The following is a 19,397-nucleotide window of genomic DNA, read 5'->3' as shown; positions in this document are numbered from 1 at the left end:
ACTCATTATAAACGATATTTTATAGTGTTTTAGTTCTTATTTTTGTACGCTTTAGTTAAATTTTAACAATTGATAATAAATCATATTTAAATTAGCGACTTCTCTAATCTAATAGTTCAATATTTTTATTTTCTTTAACGTCATGATAGACTTTCGCAGTGACACCTTTACCAAACCCACGCCCGGCATGATGGATGCCATGATGAAGGCACAAGTAGGTGACGATGTTTTTGGTGAAGACCCCAGTGTCAACTTATTGGAAGCCAAAATGGCTGATCTTTTCGGTATGGAAGCGGCGCTTTACTGCCCTTCGGGAACCATGAGCAACCAGGTCGCCATCAAGGTGCATACCTTGCCCGGCGACGAGGTTATTTGCAGCCATTTGGCACATGTTTACATTTACGAGGGCGGCGGCATCGCCTTCAATGCGGGCGCACAAACTCGCCCAATCAACAGTAACAGGGGCATGATCAAAGCTGCCCAAGTGGAAGCTGCCATCAACCCGGATGATGTTCATAAAGCCCGAACTTCCCTAGTTTGCCTTGAAAACACTTCCAACCGCGGCGGCGGATGCTGCTATGACTGGAATGATATCGTCCAAATCAGCGAGGTATGCGAACAATCCAACCTACAGCTTCATCTCGATGGCGCCAGGCTATTTAATGCCCTGGTGGCCACCAAACAAGAAGCCAAGGATTACGGCGGTGTATTTGACAGCATTTCCGTTTGTTTTAATAAAGGGATGGGCTGCCCGATGGGTTCCGTGCTTATGGGCTCCCGGGATTTTATCCGCGAAGCCCGACGTGTCCGTAAGAAATTAGGGGGCGGATTAAGGCAGGCCGGTTACATGGCTGCAACTTGCTTATACGCGCTCGACCATCATATCGGCCGGTTACAGGAAGATCACGATCATGCCAAGATGCTGGCTACTGCCTTGATTGAAAACCAGTACGTGGGACATATGTTCCCGGTAGATACTAATATCATTATCTTCGATGTACAAAATGGCATGACAGCCCAACGCTTTTCTGACATCCTCCGTAAAGATGACATATTAGTAATGCCGGTTGCGGCCAATCAAGTCCGCATCGTGACCCACCTGGATGTAAACCGGGAAATGGTACAACAAGCCTGCGATGCCATCGTGCAGATGCAGAATCAACTTTAAAATCCCATTTTTTCATAATTTTTTGACCCGCCCCGGTTGTTTACAACCGGGATTGGGTTTTCTGTATAATCTAATTTATTTTTGCTCCTCAACTGTTTTTAAACTTTTATGGAATTATCGAAGAACTATACACCCGCCGATAGCGAAGGGAAATGGTACCAGCACTGGATGGACAAACAATACTTCCGCTCCGTGCCGGATAAGCGCAAACCGTACACGATTGTAATTCCCCCGCCAAATGTAACAGGCGTGTTGCATATGGGGCATACCCTGAATGAAACGGTCCAGGATATACTGGTCCGCCGTGCACGAATGAGTGGATTTAACGCTTGCTGGGTACCGGGTAGCGACCATGCTTCCATTGCGACCGAGGCCAAGGTGGTAGACATGTTGAAGAAAGAGAAGGGAATCGATAAAAACCAGTTGACAAGAGAAGAATTCTTGAAATATGCCTTCGAATGGAAAGAGAAATACGGGGGCATCATTTATTCCCAAATTAAGAAATTGGGTTGCTCTTGCGACTGGGATCGCGTAACCTTCACGATGGATGACCATTATTATAATGCAGTTATCAAGGTTTTCGTGGATCTGCACCAAAAAGGCTTGATCTACAGGGGTGCGAGGATGATAAACTGGGACCCTGCCGCTAAAACTGCCCTTAGCGATGAAGAGGTTGAATACAAAGAAATTACCGGTAAACTGTTTTACCTGCAATATAAAGTGGAAGGCAGCGATGAATTAATCACCATCGCCACGGGACGCCCTGAAACAATCATGGGGGATACTGCCATTTGCGTAAACCCAACGGACGAAAGATACCAGCATTTGAAAGGGAAATTCGCGTTCGTACCACTGGTGAACCGCCGCATCCCGATCATTTTCGACGAATACGTGGAGAAAGATTTCGGTACCGGCGCGTTGAAAGTAACGCCTGCCCACGACTTGAACGACTATAACCTCGGCCTAAGGCATAACCTCGAAGTAATCGATACTTTGAATGAAGACGGTACACTAAATGAAGCCGCTCAAATATATGTTGGTGAAGATCGATTTGCAGCCCGTAAAAAGATCGTAGCCGAATTAAAAGAAAAAGGCATCCTTATTAAAGAAGAGGAATACGCAACAAAAAGCGCTATTTCCCAACGTACCCATGCCGTTGTGGAACCACGTATTTCAACACAATGGTTCCTCAAAATGGCCGATCTAGCCAAACCCGCCCTGGATGCCGTTGTTAACGGCGATGTTAAAATTCATCCCGGCGACCGCTTCATGGCAACTTACCGCTATTGGATGGAAAACGTGAAAGATTGGTGCATATCCCGCCAGCTATGGTGGGGACAAAGAATCCCTGCTTGGTACGATGAAAGCGGCAAATTTGTCGTAGCGGCAAGCTTGGAGGAGGCCCGCTCGCTGTTTGAATCTACTCATGGTAATATCTCCGGCGACCTGGTGCAAGATCCTGATTGCCTGGATACCTGGTTCTCTTCCTGGCTCTGGCCGATGGAAGTATTTAACGGTATTTCTAACCCGGGAAATCCTGATATCAACTATTATTATCCCACCAGCGTGCTGGTTACCGGGCAAGATATCATCTTTTTCTGGGTGGCCCGTATGATCATGGCAGGTTTGGAATATAAGCAGGAGAAACCGTTCCAGGACGTTTATTTCACGGGTATGGTGCGCGATAAGCAAGGCCGTAAAATGAGTAAACAACTCGGTAATTCGCCCGACCTCCTGGAGCTAATCGATAAATTTGGTGCTGATGCCGTTCGTTTCGGTATCATGATCTCCTCCCCGGCTGGAAATGATTTGTTGTATGATGACAGCAGCGTAGAGCAAGGTAAATTCTTTACCAATAAAATGTGGAACGCGCTCAAGTTGGTGAAAATGTGGAAAGTAGCAGAAGCCGGAGTAGAAAACGAGATACCATTCGCGGTAAACTGGTTTGAAAACAGGCTAAACCAGGTAAAACTCGAACTGGCGGACTTGTTCAAGGATTTCCGTTTAAGCGAAGCATTAAAAACCTTATACAGCCTTATTTGGGATGATTTCTGTAGCTGGTACCTAGAGTGGATCAAACCCGGGTTCGAACAACCGATCGATGCTGTAACATATAATAAAACGATCTACTTCTTCGAGGAATTGTTGCAATTATTGCATCCATTCATGCCTTTCGCTACCGAAGAAATCTACCATCTATTGCAAGATCGTGCCGAGGGTGATGATATTATCGTAAGACAGTTATCTGCCCCGGGTGCAGCACATCAGGCAGCATTAGTTGAAGGCGCGTTGGCAAAAGAAGTGATTACCGGTATCCGCGACGTAAGGAATAAGAACCAAGTTAAGCCGAAAGATGAAATCGAGCTGTTCATCGAAACACATCATGAAAATGCCTTTAAGAAAATAGAAGATATCCTCGCAAAACAATTGAATGCCACATCTATTTCCTATACCAAGGAAGCGGTGAGCGGCGCAATTGCCTGCGTGATTCAAAAAGATAAATTCTACCTGAAAACAGAAGTGACACTCGATCCGGCAGCACAGAAGGAATCATTGTTAAAAGATTTGAAGTATTTGCAAGGTTTCCTGGTTTCAGTAGAGAAGAAGCTGAGCAATGAACGTTTCGTTCAAAATGCGAAACCGGAAGTTGTGGAAATAGAAAGGAAGAAAAAAGAAGATGCCGAAGTGAAAATTAAGGCTATCGAGGAAAGTTTAAAACTATTGTAAAGTATTCCATAATTTTTTTAATGCCCGGGCGTTTTATGTCCGGGCATTATTAAAAAGGGCAATGCAATGATATTGAAAACGAAAAGGGATGTACTCCTGGCACCATAAACGGCCATTTGTTGGATTGCTAATACTGCCGAACACGATGTTCCACCAGTTGAACGTTATTTAACACGGGAGCCAGAGCTTGGAAGCTCGAACCAGATAGGGTTTCAAGCTATACAGAATTCAAGATTCTTTAAGATAGGTTCAAAGGAATATTTTCCAATTCTAACGGACAGCAATAATAAAAAAACTATTGTTGTCCGACTAAAAATGCTCTAAAGGTACTTGAATTCCTTACCTGGTCAAGGATATAAGCGAAGGATGATACATTCAAAATCCGCCCCCCCCGCCAAGAGAACCGTGGAACTTCGCACCGTTGATAGCGAAGGGTAGCTTGGCCATACAGTAGTAGAAAGGCCGGATCGAGCGATCAAATTGGTGGCCGTAATGGCCAATTTGTGCCCTTTTTTGGTACCTTTTTTGGGCAAGCAAAAAAGTACAAGAAACGGGCAGATGAACATTGAATCGAACTATTGAGGGATCAAAAGTCCTCCCCGGTTAAAATTTAGTCGTACAGCAATAATAAAAAACTATGAAATTTCGCTCCTATTTATTGTGTTGCAGCCTGGTCATCTTTTCATTAAACATATCTGCCCAGCAGAAGAAAGCGACAGCTGCAAAAAAGAATAAACTCAGCTTCAAAAGCTCGTGGGGCCTACTGTTGGGAGATACCGTTCCCCGGCCTGCCGTACTGAATTTATTAGATTCCGCTATCCTTGTGAGAGATAATAAAAATGTATTATACCCGGTTGTTTCCTTTGAACTGATGTACGTAAAACATGAACCGTATATCAACGATACGACCAACCAAATTTCCTTTTATACGGAAACTACCGGTGACTTTTTCAAGAGAAACAGCCTTGACACACTTTGGAGAAATCACCTGGAAGAAAGCATAGAAAGAGGTGATATCCTGATGTTTAACAACATCACCGTGCAGTATAAAGATACGATGTACTACCGCGCGCCACCTTTAAAGTTTATTATAAAATAAACTTATTGACACATCAAGCACTGTATTTAATAGCTAAACAATTGTTGTAAAGGCAATATAAAATCGAACTTATTGCTCAATCCGGCATCTTGGGGATCATCGTTCAATAAATGACTGAAGCGCAGCCCGCAAGTAAAGGGCAAAGCATTGCCCAATTTCGTATCGAAATATAATTCGCCGCCAACAGAGTTGTACCTTGTTTTTAAGGCTTGGCTACCCGATGTTCCCTCGCTATAATCATAGAAAATGTTTCCACGGATCCTGGTAAAGTACAAGGCATTGGCAAAACCCCAATCAGGATATGCAACCGGGAAATGGTAATTCACACCGATCTTGTAAATATGATCATAATAAGGCGAATTATACCCGCGGGCATAACTGAAGTTATCCGTAAAACGGTATGTACTGCTGGTATCGATATCCTGGTAAGCCAAATTAATCACGATATTATGGTTGCGGGCAAAACCCGGCAAATATAAGTCCAACCTGGCAAATAGTTGGGCAGCCTTCGCTTCGTTCAGCGAATTATTGTATTGTACATACAATGTTTGTCCAAAGTGTGAAAAAATATTCTGCCGGGCTTTCATCCGTTGATTATTGAATGAAAAACCCAAAGAATAATATTGAATTTGATCAATATTGAACCTATACTTCGAATCATTTGTCGCGTTGCGCTTTACATAATTGTAATTAGCGGATAGGCTCATTCCCCTGGAAAACTTACCGGATGACAAGTTGATCGGCACGCCTAATCCGCCGCCCCATTTAAATTCGTTCCAGATCAGGTAATTTTGTTTTGAAACAAGAACGTTTCTCCTGAAAGTATAATCTGCCGTCGTAGTTAAATATGGAAACCAGCCGCCATAAGTGAGGCTACCACCTACTTTATGGCTTTCTTCATTCCGGTTGTAAGTATATCCTATCGCGGTTTCCGTTGTATTTAAAACGTTATTGCCATATATCGTATAGCTATAATCCGGATCATCGAAAGTAGGAATCCAACTGTGCAGGTTAAAGAAACCTTTTGTTTGACGGTATTTCTTGATATCGAAGGAATAAGCGGCCGCGTTCACTGCTGTACTCGAATCCCTACCCAGCTTGGGATGCAACCAATCGCCATGATATGATCTATGCAATTGAATGCTTTCCGCGTTTGCAAACGCCGTTTCTAGCGGCATCTCCAGTATTTTGTTACCCCCGGCCGTAAATTCGCTATAACGAATTTTATTGTCGCCCACCGCGAAAGAAGAAACATAATTATCGGCATGACTTACTTGCCGTATATTTTCACCCCGTAAATCGGTTGCGTAGATATTGGTAACATCCTTAAAATTCGCCGTAAAATATAATTGTTCACCCTTGATGCGCACCGGGCCAAGGGCATCCGTTCCGAACGGGATGATAATTTTGGCTTGTCCCGTTTCAACAGGCACTTCCACGAGCGCCATTTCACCGGAGAGGTTTCTTACGGTAGTATAAATTACGCTATTGTTTTGCGCAAATACAGGGTAGGTATATACCCAGTTATCCGGGTTTTCCAATTTACGGACTTGTTCACCTGTTTGCGCATTTAAAATAACGAGCTGCGTCTTCATATCATCCGAAGATTCAACGGCAACAATTTGTTGGTTATCGCTAGACAATGCAGGAGAGAAATACCTTGATTTCCGTGTTAACTGTACCAGGTGTTTCGTCGCGACATCATATATTCTTATTACAGAATAATCTTCATACCCCCAGCGTGGATGGTTTCTACTTTCGGTGTAAACAATTTTTCCACGGTTGTAGTAAAAATAATTATCGAAGTTATAGCCCGGCGCCCACAGCTTCTCTTCTGCCCCGTTCCGCTTCAACCTGTAAAATGCCGGTATCTTCTTAAAATCCTGTTTCAACACGATCCAATCTTCTCCATCAGCTTGGATCCATTGATAATCTTCGTAATGCTTTGACGAAGGACTAACCATCGTAGCATCATTATCTTCCTTACTATTCTCTTTCCAGTTTTCTTCATAATAATCTAAGCTCGCCCGGGAAAAAGCGGCGGCATTCATCCCGGTTCTCCGTTTCAGGCTTTGAGAAAATGGGTAAAACACACCTTTATATCGCACCGCATCATCCATCACATTTCCCCAAAACTCTTTTCCGTATTTTAGCTGACCGTAAGAAGTCATGATATAACCCAATTCGTAATGATTCGGCACATAATCTTTTAACGAACCGTTCCGAATCTTCATAAATGAATAAGCTTGAGGTAATCTTGATAATGCCCTGAAACCGGCAAAGAAAGAAGGTAAACGCCCCCTGCCCTGCGCACTTAATGCCGTTTCGGTTAACACGGCATCCCCTTCCCAAAACCAATTAGGTAAGGCAATGTTGGTAATCGCCGCCTGGCCAAGCTCCCCTCCAAGGATTGAAAATAACTTGGAAACACCTTTACGGGCATTCACATTTTGCAAAACATGCCGGTATTCATGGAGCGCCAATTGATCCGCCCAAGACATTGCCCCCAAGTCCATTGAATTTGGTGGCGGGGTCATATAAAATTCCGACCTGAAAGGCCCCATCTGCACGTATCCATTGGCCAACAAGGTTTCATTCTGCAATACGATATTTATTTTGCCCCGCCGGTTTCCGAGATTAACGGGCTGTGCCGAAACATCCCTAAGCAAACTCGCCACCCTTATGCCTTCGGTTGTAAGGTGCCCCGGGAAAATAACGCGGATCGTATCGGTATTGATCTGTAACCATTTATGTGTTGGCCTGTTGGCTCCGAACTGTTGTGCTGAGGCTGCTTTGAATAGGATAATAACTAAACAAGCCAATAAAAGACGTTTAGGCATAAGATTATTTAGCGATGTATAAGTTCTAAGATAACACATTGCAGCCAATTTGAAACTACCTAATCGTTAAATCCCGGTACACTCTAGCCGGATAGAATTTTTCACCCGCGATTCCCAGGTCAATATCATATTTGGCGCTCAAACTTAACATTTCGAGCATTTCAATTGAATTTCCTAATTTTGCAATAAATTTTATTACAGTATGACTACAACAGCTCCCGTAACATTAACAGCAGGTGCCATAAAGGAACTTAAAAGCCTGATGGATGCACCAGGATTTGATCAGCAACAGGTTTTAAGAATCGGTGTAAAAGGCGGGGGATGTTCGGGTATGTCGTATGTTCTTGGTTTTGATGAAAAACAAGAAGGTGATGATTTCTTTGAGATCGAAGGCATACCGGTTGTTATCAAGAAATCTCATGGTATTTATCTATTCGGAATGGAAGTAGATTACCAAGACGGCCTTAACAACCGCGGGTTTACCTTCCAAAATCCAAATGCCAGTTCCACCTGCGGATGCGGATCTTCCTTTGCAGTCTAAGCAGCTACTCCAACGGTGTATCAAATTCGGACCCCCGTGTCCGAAAACGGACATATTCAAACTCACCAAACTAGTGCATTATATTAATAGTCAACTGGTTATGATCATGGCATAATTTTTCGGCGCCTACCGCGAAACCTTGACTTTCAATAAAGCGCTCCTATGTTTTGGAATAATCTTATTATCACGTACCGGAATTTAAAGAACAGTAAGTGGTACACATTTATTAATATCAGCGGATTAGCGATCGGTCTTGCCAGTAGCATTTTACTACTGTTATATATTTTTAACCAGTGGAATTATAACCAATCGTTTCAAAATATTGATAGAACTTACGCTGTAATAAAACATTATATGCCACCCGGGCAAGAACCCAGTACTTCCTGGTCGCAACCCAATGTGCTCGGTCCAACCCTTGCACAAGAATACCCGGAAATAGCAAGCTTTACAAGACATACATTTAATTGGACAACTTTATTTACATATAAAGAGACCGGTATTAAAGGTGCCGGTCCTTTTGTTGATAGTGCCTTCCTGGAAATGTTTGATGTGAAATTGATCAAGAAAGCGACTTCCGACATTTTCGAAGATCCGAATAGTATCATCATCTCCAGCGAATTTGCCAAGAGGATTTTTAAAGATGAAGACCCTTTAAATAAGATTATTAAACGTCAGGACCAAGATGCGTTGAAAGTTGTAGGTGTTTACGAACCCTTCACTAAAAACAGTTTCCTGGCAGGAACAGACTTCTTGCTTCCCTGGAAGTATTTTGAGCAGACTACCCCGTATATCAAGGAAGCTAACTGGGGTAACTTCAATTATGATACTTATCTAGTATTGAAGCCGAATGTAGATTATAAAGAATTCAACAAAAAGATCAAGTATTTTATTGACAAACATTCCGATGATGCAGGAGAAGAAACAATAACCGCCTTATTCCCCTTAAGCAAGAAATACCTTTATGGCAAATTTGTGAATGGCAAATCCGTCGGTGGTAGAATTGACCTTATCAGGTTACTTTTAATTTTAACGATGGGTATATTGGTTATTGCTTGTATCAATTTCATGAACCTTAGCACTGCCAGGTCAGAAAAGCGGGCCAAGGAAGTTGGAATCCGCAAATCTATCGGCGCCAGCAGGGTTTCGCTGACCAGGCAATTCCTTGTTGAGTCTATCCTGCTATCATTTTGTAGCTGTCTCCTCGCGATCTTGATCGTCTTATTAGTACTTCCTTATTTCAACCGGCTATTATCTTTACAACTTATATTGCCATTCACACGACCCGGCTTTTGGTTAGGATTAGTAGGATTAATTTTATTTACGGGCTTCCTAGCCGGTAGTTACCCTGCCATTTACCTATCATCCTTCAAACCGATAGAAGTACTTAAAAACAGGATAAAAAAGGGCAAAAACCGCTTCTCCTTGAGACAAGTATTGGTAATTACCCAGTTCACTTTTGCCGTGGGACTCATCGTTTGTTCCATTATCATTTTCAACCAGGTGAATTATATCAAGAACCTGCCGATGGGATATGATAATAAACAAATCATCCAGGTAGATATCGAAGGGGCTACAGAAAATGATGGGCAAGCAGAACTTGTGAAGCAACGAATCCTCGATGAGGGAGCCGCCACATCTGTTTGTATCACGTCCAACAACGTGTCCCGCGAAAGCAGCTCAACCTGGGGCGTGGAATGGAGCGGGATGAAAGAAGATCAAAAGTTGACCGTATTTCAACAGGTTGCATGCAGCGATGACTTTGTAAAAACTTTCGGCATGCAATTAACTGCCGGCAGGGATTTCGAGAAAAGCCACAAGTCGGATAGCACTGCCGTGATACTGAATGATGCGGCTGTAAAAACGATGGGCTTCCAGGATCCAATCGGGCAAACCATAAAATGGCAAGGAGAGAATCGTACCGTTATAGGCGTTATAAAGAATTTCACCTTAGGTTCGCCTTATGAACAGCAAAACCCGCTGATTGTAGGCTATAGACCTGACTGGAGAAGCTTGTTCAATATTAAACTGCCATCGAACCTATCAACCAGCCAAGCTTTATCCAAGATTGAAAAGATCTTCAAGGAAGTGAATCCTGCTTATCCATTCGAATATAGATTCATCGATAAACAGTTCGAAATGAAGTTTATAAATGAAACTTTGCTGGGCGACCTGGTAAAGATTTTCGGCTCTTTAGCCATCATCATTTCCTGTTTGGGTTTGTTTGGTTTAGCGGCTTTTTCAGCCGAACAGCGAACAAAAGAAATCGGTGTAAGAAAAGTACTCGGCGCATCCGTGAACAGCATCGTGGTTTTATTGTCCGGCAACTTCATCAAGCTGGTCATCGTTTCAAACATTATCGGTTGGGGCCTGTCCTATTGGGCGATGCATAACTGGTTGCAGCAGTTCACATTTAAAACGGGCATCCATTTGTGGGAGTTTGCAGTTACCGGCGTTCTATCGATCCTGATTGCCATTTTAACGGTCAGCACACAGGCTATCCGGGCAGCTTGGATGAACCCGGTTAAAAGTTTGAAATCGGAATAAATATTTTTGCATACACAGTTTTATAACGGGTATTAGCTTCTGCTTTTGCCCGTTTTTTTTATGTAGCCATGCAGTTTTATGTGGCAACATCCCTTAGTCTTTGCTGGTTCGGGTTTCCAAGCCACAAGTATTTGTAACTGGGGTTAGATTTTTTGAGGACATTGCGCAAAACCTTGCCGGTTCTGGTTTCCAAGCTCGGTTCCAATCACTATTGAGGGTATTTACTCCTGTTAATCAAGTGGGGATGGATTCAATTATAATGGTAAAAAAAATGGGTCGCCAACAATTGACAACCCATTTCTATTATTTCAATTAAGATTATTATTTCTTAGCTGTGGCAGGTTTACCGCTTACTTCTACAGCATCGCCTTCCTGGCTCAATGAATTCTTTCTATCGAAGTCAATTAAGATAGGCGCAGCAACGAAGATAGAAGAGTAAGTACCTGTTAACACACCGATCAACATCGCGAAGGCGAAACCGCGGGTAACATCACCACCGAAGATGAACAATACCAGGATGGTAATGAACACGGTAACGGAAGTCATAATTGTGCGGCTCAACGTGTCATTGATCGCAGCATTGATCACTTCCTTATTATCACCCTTTCTACGGTTGCGGAAGTACTCCCTGATACGGTCAAATACGATTACGGTATCGTTCATCGAGAAACCTATAACCGTCAGGATGGCGGCGATAAAGTGCTGGTCGATCTCTAACGGGAAACTTACCCAGCTACGGCAAAATGAGAATACTGCTAATGTTACCAATACGTCGTGCAGCAAGGCAACGATCGTACCGATAGAATACTGCCATTTGCTAAAGCGCAACAGGATGTAAACGAAGATCGCAGCTAAAGATAACAAGGTAGCGTACACGGCGCCTCTCTTCAAATCGTTCGAGATCATCGGGGAAACGGACTGCGTACCCAGTATTTGCTTTTGTACGAAAGTGTTGTATTCGATATTATCAGGATAATAACCTTTCAAACCGTTGTACAGAGCAGTCATCACTTCATGATCCACTTCTAGGCTTTGCTCTTCGATTTTATAGGCAGTAGTGATATTCAGCTTGCGGTCGTCGCCCACGGTTTTTACAACCGGCGCTTCGCCACCGAAAACTGTTTTCAGTTGTTGACGAACATCATCTACTTTCATATCCTTCGTGAACTCAACCGTATAACTACGTCCACCGGAGAAATCCACACCGTGATCGAAACCGTTGAAGAAGGAAGCTACACCGAGGATCGTGATGATCGCGGATAAGATGTAAGCATACTTACGTTTTCCAACGAAATCGAAAGTTTTATGTGTAAATATTTTCTTAGAAAGCGGTGTAAAGTATTTAAAGTGTCTGCCTTTGCGCATCCAGGCATCCGTTACCATGCGGGAAATCAAGATTCCGCAGAAAAGGGATAACAGTAAACCGATGATCTGCGTGGTTGCGAAACCTAGTACGGGTCCTAAACCGAAGTAGAAAAGGATACATGCCGTGATCAAGGAAGTAATGTGACCATCTAATACGGGGGCGTAAGAACGTTTGTAGCCGTCTTTCACCGCTTGTTCGTATGATTTACCATGGTTGAGTTCATCCTTGATCCTCTCGAAGATGATTACGTTCGTATCCACGGCCATACCGATGGTTAATACCAAACCGGCAATACCGGCCATCGTTAAAGTAGCGCCCAGGGAAGCCAGGATACCGAAAGTGAACAACAAGTTTAATATCAATGCTGTATTAGCGACCCAACCGGCAGTATTGTAATACACCAACATCAATATGAAGATGATTACAAAGGAAATGATGAAAGATTTTGCACCGGCAGCAACAGATTCAGCACCTAAAGTTGGCCCTACTACTTGATCCTGAACAATTTTTGCAGGAGCAGGCATTTTACCGGACTTCAAGATATTAGCCAAATCTTTCGCTTCTTCCAATGTGAAAGAACCGGAAATAGAAGAACTACCATTTGGAATTTCATCATTGATGCCGGGAGCGGAATATACGATACCATCCAATACGATCGCAACATAATTGCGGGCATAAGGATCATTCGGGTTTTTGGGTTTCAACTCGCCGGTCATTTTTCTCCATTCGCGGGTACCGACTTGGTCCATACTCATGAAGATTTCGGGTTGACCGTTATAGCGATCGAAATCTTGGCGGGCATCCACGATACTTTCACCACCTACCCTTGGGGCAGGGTTCAAAGGATTCACCTTTAAAACGTAAACGGAAAGAATCCCGGAATTATCATCCCCCCTTTCGGAACCGTAAGCGAATACCGCATCCCTGGGGATGGCAGCTTTTACGGCAGGTATCTGAAGGTATTTATTAAATGTAGCCGTATCCTTAGCCATGATATAACCGATGGAAGGAGAAGGAACGGGATTACCAGTTTGTTGGTCAAATAACGGTTGCAAAATCGCGTAGATCGGGTTTTGTTGAGCCATCAGTTCTCTTTGGGCATCAACATCTTTTGCGGAATCACCCGCGTTTGCACCTTCTTTAGCCAAGATATCATTCAAGCTACCGGTTTTAGAAGTATCGCCGGGAGCGGTTGTTGCAGCAATAGCTGCTGTATCGGCAGTAGCTTTTGCTGCCGTATCTTTTGCTTTATTACCACCGGTTGCCAAAGCAGCGGCCTGGTTCATTGCGCCGAGGTATTGTGCGAAATCGGAGTTTTTATAAACTTCCCTGAATTCGAGGTTCGCGCTAGCTTGTAAATATTTACGAACGCGGTCCACATCATCTACACCCGCTAATTCTACGGAGATGATACCACGGTTTTTATCGAGGTTGATGTTAGGTTGAGCCACACCAAACTTATCGATACGCTTCATCAGTACCAGGTAAGTATTTTCGATGGCAGCGGCGGCAGATTGGCGGATCACGCTCAATACTTTATCATTGGAAGAGTTAAAATCGATTTCCTTCTGATAAGAGTTGGCGAATAGGCTGGCTAATTTACCATTAGGCGCTACTTCGCTATAAGCTTGCCCGAACAAGGTAACGAAATCCGCTTGGCTTTGTTTACGTTTCTCTTTAGCCAATTCCAGCGCTTGGTTGAAGGCGGGGTCATTCGAATGACCGGACAGTGCACGGATAACATCTTCCACGCTCACTTCCAACACCACGTTGATACCACCTTGCAGGTCAAGACCCAAATTGAGTTCTTTCTCTTTAGCTTTGGTGTAAGTAGTGAACCAAGGGAAACCGGCGATTTCTAAGTTCCTGGTGCTGTCGAAATAAGCCCTTTTTCTCTCTTTTAAAACATCCTCCAGCGTATCTTGGTAGAGTGCTTGCGCTTCCTTGTTACCGGGATATTTTACATCGGCGGCAGGGAATTGTTGAGATACTGCTTTCTCTACTTTTTCGTTTACCCCCTTCTCATAGTTCCGTACCACAAACGTGAAGGACAATTGATACAAAGAGATAAGGATCAGTGCGACGGCAAAAACTTTAACCAGTCCTTTAAGTTGCATATTGTTTCGGGTTTATAATAAAAATTTTTTAAGAGTTGCAAAGATAGAATTTAAATTGATATATTAAAGCTCTCTAAAAAACTGTTCAAAAACCGCTATCTGGTTGGTTTTGAGCCATTTTAAAGATAATATATACAACCTATGTGCTACTATCGTTTATATATCCTGTTAATGCTTTATACCCTTGCATCTTGTAATAACGCTACAAAAATGGAAAAAAATAAGTCCCCTCATAGCGAAAACGGCAATTTATTAACAAGGTTGATGGAGGATCCACAACTTGCCCCAGTTACCGGGAATTTATCCAAATACAGACTACAGGTCATTTATACGCAAATAAACAGGGATGCGCAAAATAAACCAACTTTTACAGATTTTTACTATAATGTGGATACTTTACGATATTTTTACCCGGCTTCCACAGTGAAATTGCCTGCCGCCATCCTTGCGTTAGAAAAACTTAATGATCTAAATATCAACAATTTAGATAAATTTTCCGCCGCATTTACCCGGGGTTTGCCAGGCATCTCAACCGAAGTAAATTTTGATTCCACCGCCCAAGATTTTCATCCCAGCATCGCGCATTATATTAAAAAAATCTTCCTGGTAAGTGATAATGATGCATTCAACAGGTTGTATGAATTCTTAGGACAGGAAGAATTTAACCGGAAATTATGGCAAAAAGGGTTTGCTTCGGCACAAATCAGGCATAGGTTGGATGTAGATTTATCCCCGGAGGCTAATCGTCATACCAATGGCATGTTTTTTATGGATGATGGTGATACGGTTTACCAACAACCCGGAAAAATCAGCAGCCTGGTGTTCCAGGATAAACATGATTTAATCGGGAAAGCGCATTATATTGGAGATAGCTTGGTTCGGACACCGATGGATTTCTATTATAAAAACCATATCAGTTTAGTTGACCTGCACCATATACTGCGGAATATAATTTTTCCGGGGACTGTAACATCTGGGCAAGCTTTTCGTTTAAAAGAAGAGGATTACCGTTTTTTATACCGTTACATGTCGCAGTTACCAACGGAAACTACTTATCCAGCTTATGACAGTACGGAATTTTACCCTGCATATGTAAAGTTCCTATTATTCGGGGGAGATAAGAACGCGGTAATGCCACCATATATCAGGATTTTTAATAAACCGGGATGGGCTTATGGTTTTTTAACAGACCTTGCCTACGTGGTTGATTTTAAAAACAAGGTAGAATTTATGGTATCGGCCAACTTATATGTCAACGAAGACGGTGTATTGAGTAGCGGGCACTATGAGTTTGACGAAATAGGGAAACCGTTCCTGCAAAAACTGGGATCCATCATTTACCAATACGAATTAGAAAGAAAACGTTTACATGAACCTGATTTAAGTAAGTTCATGATGACATATGATCGTTAAATTTTATCATTCAATCAAATAAATGCAAGAGAGCATGTCTATCAAAAAATTCCGTTATTTGGCTTTAGTGGCCGTTGTTGCGATGTTAGGTACCACATCTTGTTTGAAAGATCCAACTCCCTCTACTCCAGATTACAGCTCGGCTGTAGCTTTCGTCTTAGCTAGCCCAACTGGGGATTCTTTGGATATCTACGATGGATCTACCAAATTAACCGGGAATGGGTCCATTATTACCCCTTCCAGCAGGTTAAACGTGGGTTATTTTGACCCTGGTAGCCACCTGATATCATTTAAAACTAGCACGGGAGCTCCTTATCCGGCTGAATCTTCGTTTGCATTAAACCTGGATTCTACAAAGAATATTTACACTGTTTTCATGTACGACAACCCGGCTAAAAGCATTTATTTCAAGGAAGATTTCAGCGACCTGAGTACTACCAAGGCCAATATCCGTTTTTATAACCTTTGCCAAGATATGCCAGCGGTAGATTTGTATATCGGGAATACGAAGATTGGCAGCGCCACTTACCCCGAGTCCCTTTCAGAAATGTCAAGGCCATTTACCGAAATTGATGCTGCTTATGGCAACTTAACAGTAAAACTTGCCGGAACCGATAGCACGGTAGCAGGTATTGTAGGCGTGCAAATGGGAGCAGGTTATGTATCCAATATTATCCTGACCGGAAAAGTAGGCGGTACAGGTAACACGGCAGTGAAATTATACAACATGTCGTATTCCAACTAAGCATTATCATATTAATAATTTTATATTTTTAAAAAGACCGAGTTGTAAATCAGCCCGGTCTTTTTACTTTTCTTTTGATGACAACCAAGCCATTTGCCAATTTTCAAGATTATTTCCAACAAATCGGTCAAAATGTTGTGATTTTTAAAAAATGTGTTGTGGCAATCCATTTTTTTGTAGTAGGTTTGCGCCCGGTCAACCCAATAAAACAAATTTTCAAACATGAAACTGGCAGAAAGACTTTCACGTATCTCCGAGCCTCAGACCATCATGATGGCCAAGTTGAGCCGGGAACTAAAGGCACAAGGCATCGATGTTGTAGATTTAAGCCTTGGTGAACCTGACTTTGACACTCCCAACCACATCCGTGCCGCCGCTAAGTCGGCCATTGATGACGGGCACACGCATTACACACCCGTAGCTGGTATTGCTGATCTTAAAAAGGCCGTTGTTCATAAGCTAAAGCGGGACAATAATCTCGACTACAGCCCCGAACAAGTAGTGGTTTCTACAGGTGCGAAGCAAAGCTTGGCAAACGTGGTATTGAGCTTGGTAGATCCAGGTGATGAAGTGATTATACCTACCCCTTACTGGGTAACTTACGCGGCATTAGTAAATTTATGCCAAGGTAAGATCGTGACGATCAAGGGTTCTTTCGAACATGATTTCAAGATCACGCCGGAGCAATTGGAAGCTGCTATCACGCCAAAAACAAAGTTGTTCATGTTCTCTTCCCCTTGTAATCCAAGTGGCGCGGTTTATACCAAGGATGAACTGGAGGCTTTGGCTGCCGTATTCAGCAAACACCCCGAAGTATTCGTTATTTCCGATGAAATATATGAATACATCAATTACGATGGTCAACATGCAAGCATCGCTCAATTTGAAAGCATGCCGGAAAGAACGATCATCGTGAACGGTTTAAGTAAAGGGTTTGCCATGACTGGCTGGCGCTTAGGCTATATCGTAGCGCCCTTGGAAATCGCGAAAGCTACCGAGAAATTGCAAGGTCAATTTACTTCCGGCACTTCTTCCATCACACAATATGCTGCCGTAGCCGCCTTGATAAATGATACAAGCACTGCCGTTGAAATGGTGAAAGCTTTCAGGGAAAGAAGGGATTTGTTCTTCGACTTGTTGAAAGATATCCCCGGGTTGAAAATCAACAAACCGGAAGGCGCATTCTATCTCTTCCCGGATATCAGCTCATTCTTCGGAAAATCATACGAAGGCCAAGTCATCAAGGATTCCAGTGATTTATGTGCGTACCTGCTGCACAGGGCACACGTAACTACCGTTTCCGGAGACGCTTTCGAAGAGCCTAATTGCATCAGGATGTCTTATGCAACCAGCACTGAGAAATTGAAATTAGCCGCCGAAAGGTTACGCACCTGGTTAGCCAAATTGCAATAATAGTTGCACATGCTTTCGCAATAAGCAATTGCTATAAAAATTCAAGATCCTCCCCTTAGAACACTATCGGGAGGATTTTTTTGCCTGGATAGGCTATCGAGAAATTGCTCTTTAGAGCTTTTGATAAATAAAGCCAGGTCATAAGCCGTAGCATTTTGTAAGAATTCATAGCTGGGGCGATATTGATGCATGAACCATTCCAATGTATCTCCCCGGAAACCGGAGTATTGTTCTACCAGTGGGCTATTATACGTTTCTTCCAGGTATGCTTCCCGCTCATGATCGAGCAAGCGTTTTTTAAATTCAAAGCGGCGTTTATTGCCTTTGAACGATAACACTTTCTGGAGATTATTTAGCTGCACGGCCGGGGGAAAAACATTCACCACCTTATACCAGGGCGGAAGCTTAAATTCCATATTCCTGCCGTAAGTAACCCGTAGCGCCAGGGAATCCGTTTTATAGTCCTTCCGCGTAAAAGTCTTTAAGCTGATACCGCTCGCGTTCATCGTAATGATTAAAGGTTGGAAGTTCTTTACAATAACCAGGGTATCCAGGAAACCCGGTGCTGTGCATGTTAACCTGTCACCAAGCTCCACGTTGATTTTAAAATTACCGTTTTTGCCGGCGGCAATTATTTCGCCGGTTCGCAGGTTTCTAACTTCGGCGGCATCGATACGGGTACCGTATTTCCCGGAAATCATTCCGAAAATAGTTTGCTGCGCCTTAGCTACCATGGGTAAGACCAAGCAAAAGAAACATGTATACAAGCGTAATATTTTCATCATACCGGGCACCCGGTAAAACTAATTGTTCATATCTTAAATCAATGTTAAACCGATTGTAGGAGTTCTTCGTGGATGCGGAGTACTTGCGGGATGACCATCTGCTGTTCATCATTATAAATAACGTAATCAGCGAGCTTTTTCTTGATGTTTTCGTCCATCTGTTTATGGATACGGGCATATACCTCATCGGCGCTTAGGCCGTCGCGGCGCATTACCCTTTGCACGCGCATGGCTTGGGGAGCAAACACGGTAATGATCTTGTAAGTATGGTGGAAAGATTCCGTCTCGAACATCAACGCAGCTTCTTTAAGAACATAAGGGGCATTTTGTTCGGAAGCCCAACGATCGGCATCCCTGATCGTTGCCGGGTGAACGAAGGAATTTAATTTTTCCAGCTGCTCATTATTATTAAATACGATGTTTGCTATGAACTTACGGTTCAATTTACCTTCCGTATTATAAGATTCTTTCCCGAAATGCGAGGATATTTGATCTATCAACAATGGATCCTTTTCCATGATGCTCTTCGCTGCATCATCCGCATAATATACAGGAATCCCCAGCACTTCAAATATTTTCGCGACCGTAGTTTTGCCAGAGCCAATTCCGCCCGTTATTCCAATAATATGCATAATAATG

Annotated in this window: 12 protein-coding genes; 8 read left to right on the top strand and 4 right to left on the bottom strand. The window is 43.0% G+C overall.

What is annotated here, in order from left to right; genetic code table 11:
• Positions 1 to 142 precede the first annotated feature (142 nt).
• The 3 genes from COR50_RS12240 (at position 143) to COR50_RS12230 (ending at position 4,994) form a co-directional block, all read left to right on the top strand.
• Positions 143 to 1,168, top strand: coding sequence for a threonine aldolase family protein (locus COR50_RS12240; RefSeq protein ID WP_098194247.1), 1,026 nt, complete (start codon positions 143 to 145; stop codon positions 1,166 to 1,168).
• 108 nt (positions 1,169 to 1,276) lie between these two features.
• On the top strand, positions 1,277 to 3,895 hold the full coding sequence (locus COR50_RS12235; protein WP_098194246.1) for a valine--tRNA ligase: 2,619 nt from the start codon (positions 1,277 to 1,279) through the stop codon (positions 3,893 to 3,895).
• A 637-nt stretch (positions 3,896 to 4,532) separates the two neighbouring features.
• On the top strand, positions 4,533 to 4,994 hold the full coding sequence (locus COR50_RS12230) for a hypothetical protein (RefSeq protein ID WP_098194245.1): 462 nt from the start codon (positions 4,533 to 4,535) through the stop codon (positions 4,992 to 4,994).
• Positions 4,995 to 5,020: 26 nt separating this feature from the next.
• On the opposite strand, the gene COR50_RS12225 is transcribed toward COR50_RS12230, so the two are convergent.
• The gene (locus COR50_RS12225; RefSeq protein ID WP_098194244.1) at positions 5,021 to 7,834 is read right to left on the bottom strand and encodes a TolB family protein; all 2,814 of its coding nucleotides are present in this window, start codon (positions 7,832 to 7,834) and stop codon (positions 5,021 to 5,023) included.
• Between the two features lie 202 nt (positions 7,835 to 8,036).
• Between COR50_RS12225 and COR50_RS12220 the strand changes: the two genes are divergently transcribed.
• Together COR50_RS12220 and COR50_RS12215 are read left to right on the top strand one after the other, a co-directional pair.
• Entirely contained in the window at positions 8,037 to 8,375 is a 339-nt protein-coding gene (locus COR50_RS12220) for a HesB/IscA family protein (RefSeq protein ID WP_098194243.1), read from the top strand.
• A gap of 162 nt (positions 8,376 to 8,537) precedes the next feature.
• Positions 8,538 to 10,919 (top strand): ABC transporter permease, encoded by a 2,382-nt coding sequence (locus COR50_RS12215; RefSeq protein ID WP_098194242.1) that lies wholly within the window; start codon positions 8,538 to 8,540, stop codon positions 10,917 to 10,919.
• Positions 10,920 to 11,240: 321 nt separating this feature from the next.
• Here the strand turns inward: COR50_RS12215 and secDF are convergent, their stop codons facing one another.
• The gene (secDF, locus tag COR50_RS12210; RefSeq protein ID WP_098194241.1) at positions 11,241 to 14,402 is read right to left on the bottom strand and encodes a protein translocase subunit SecDF; all 3,162 of its coding nucleotides are present in this window, start codon (positions 14,400 to 14,402) and stop codon (positions 11,241 to 11,243) included.
• 210 nt (positions 14,403 to 14,612) lie between these two features.
• Here secDF and COR50_RS12205 point away from each other — a divergent pair, with 210 nt between their 5' ends.
• The 3 genes from COR50_RS12205 (at position 14,613) to COR50_RS12190 (ending at position 17,973) form a co-directional block, all read left to right on the top strand.
• Entirely contained in the window at positions 14,613 to 15,815 is a 1,203-nt protein-coding gene (locus COR50_RS12205) for a serine hydrolase (RefSeq protein WP_157760793.1), read from the top strand.
• Between the two features lie 34 nt (positions 15,816 to 15,849).
• Positions 15,850 to 16,560 (top strand): DUF4397 domain-containing protein, encoded by a 711-nt coding sequence (locus COR50_RS12200; protein ID WP_098194239.1) that lies wholly within the window; start codon positions 15,850 to 15,852, stop codon positions 16,558 to 16,560.
• A 222-nt stretch (positions 16,561 to 16,782) separates the two neighbouring features.
• Positions 16,783 to 17,973 carry a pyridoxal phosphate-dependent aminotransferase gene (locus COR50_RS12190; protein ID WP_098194237.1) on the top strand — a complete coding sequence of 397 codons (1,191 nt, stop codon included), beginning with the start codon at positions 16,783 to 16,785 and terminating at the stop codon, positions 17,971 to 17,973.
• A 41-nt stretch (positions 17,974 to 18,014) separates the two neighbouring features.
• Here the strand turns inward: COR50_RS12190 and COR50_RS12185 are convergent, their stop codons facing one another.
• Both COR50_RS12185 and coaE read right to left on the bottom strand, forming a co-directional pair.
• Positions 18,015 to 18,758, bottom strand: a complete 744-nt coding sequence (locus COR50_RS12185) for a hypothetical protein (protein ID WP_157760791.1) — start codon at positions 18,756 to 18,758, stop codon at positions 18,015 to 18,017.
• A gap of 44 nt (positions 18,759 to 18,802) precedes the next feature.
• The gene (gene coaE / locus COR50_RS12180) at positions 18,803 to 19,390 is read right to left on the bottom strand and encodes a dephospho-CoA kinase (protein WP_098194235.1); all 588 of its coding nucleotides are present in this window, start codon (positions 19,388 to 19,390) and stop codon (positions 18,803 to 18,805) included.
• Positions 19,391 to 19,397: the final 7 nt, after the last annotated feature.

Source organism: Chitinophaga caeni, from assembly GCF_002557795.1.
GTDB classification, from domain to species: Bacteria; Bacteroidota; Bacteroidia; order Chitinophagales; family Chitinophagaceae; genus Chitinophaga; species Chitinophaga caeni.
This window is presented reverse-complemented; position numbering and strand designations above follow the sequence as displayed.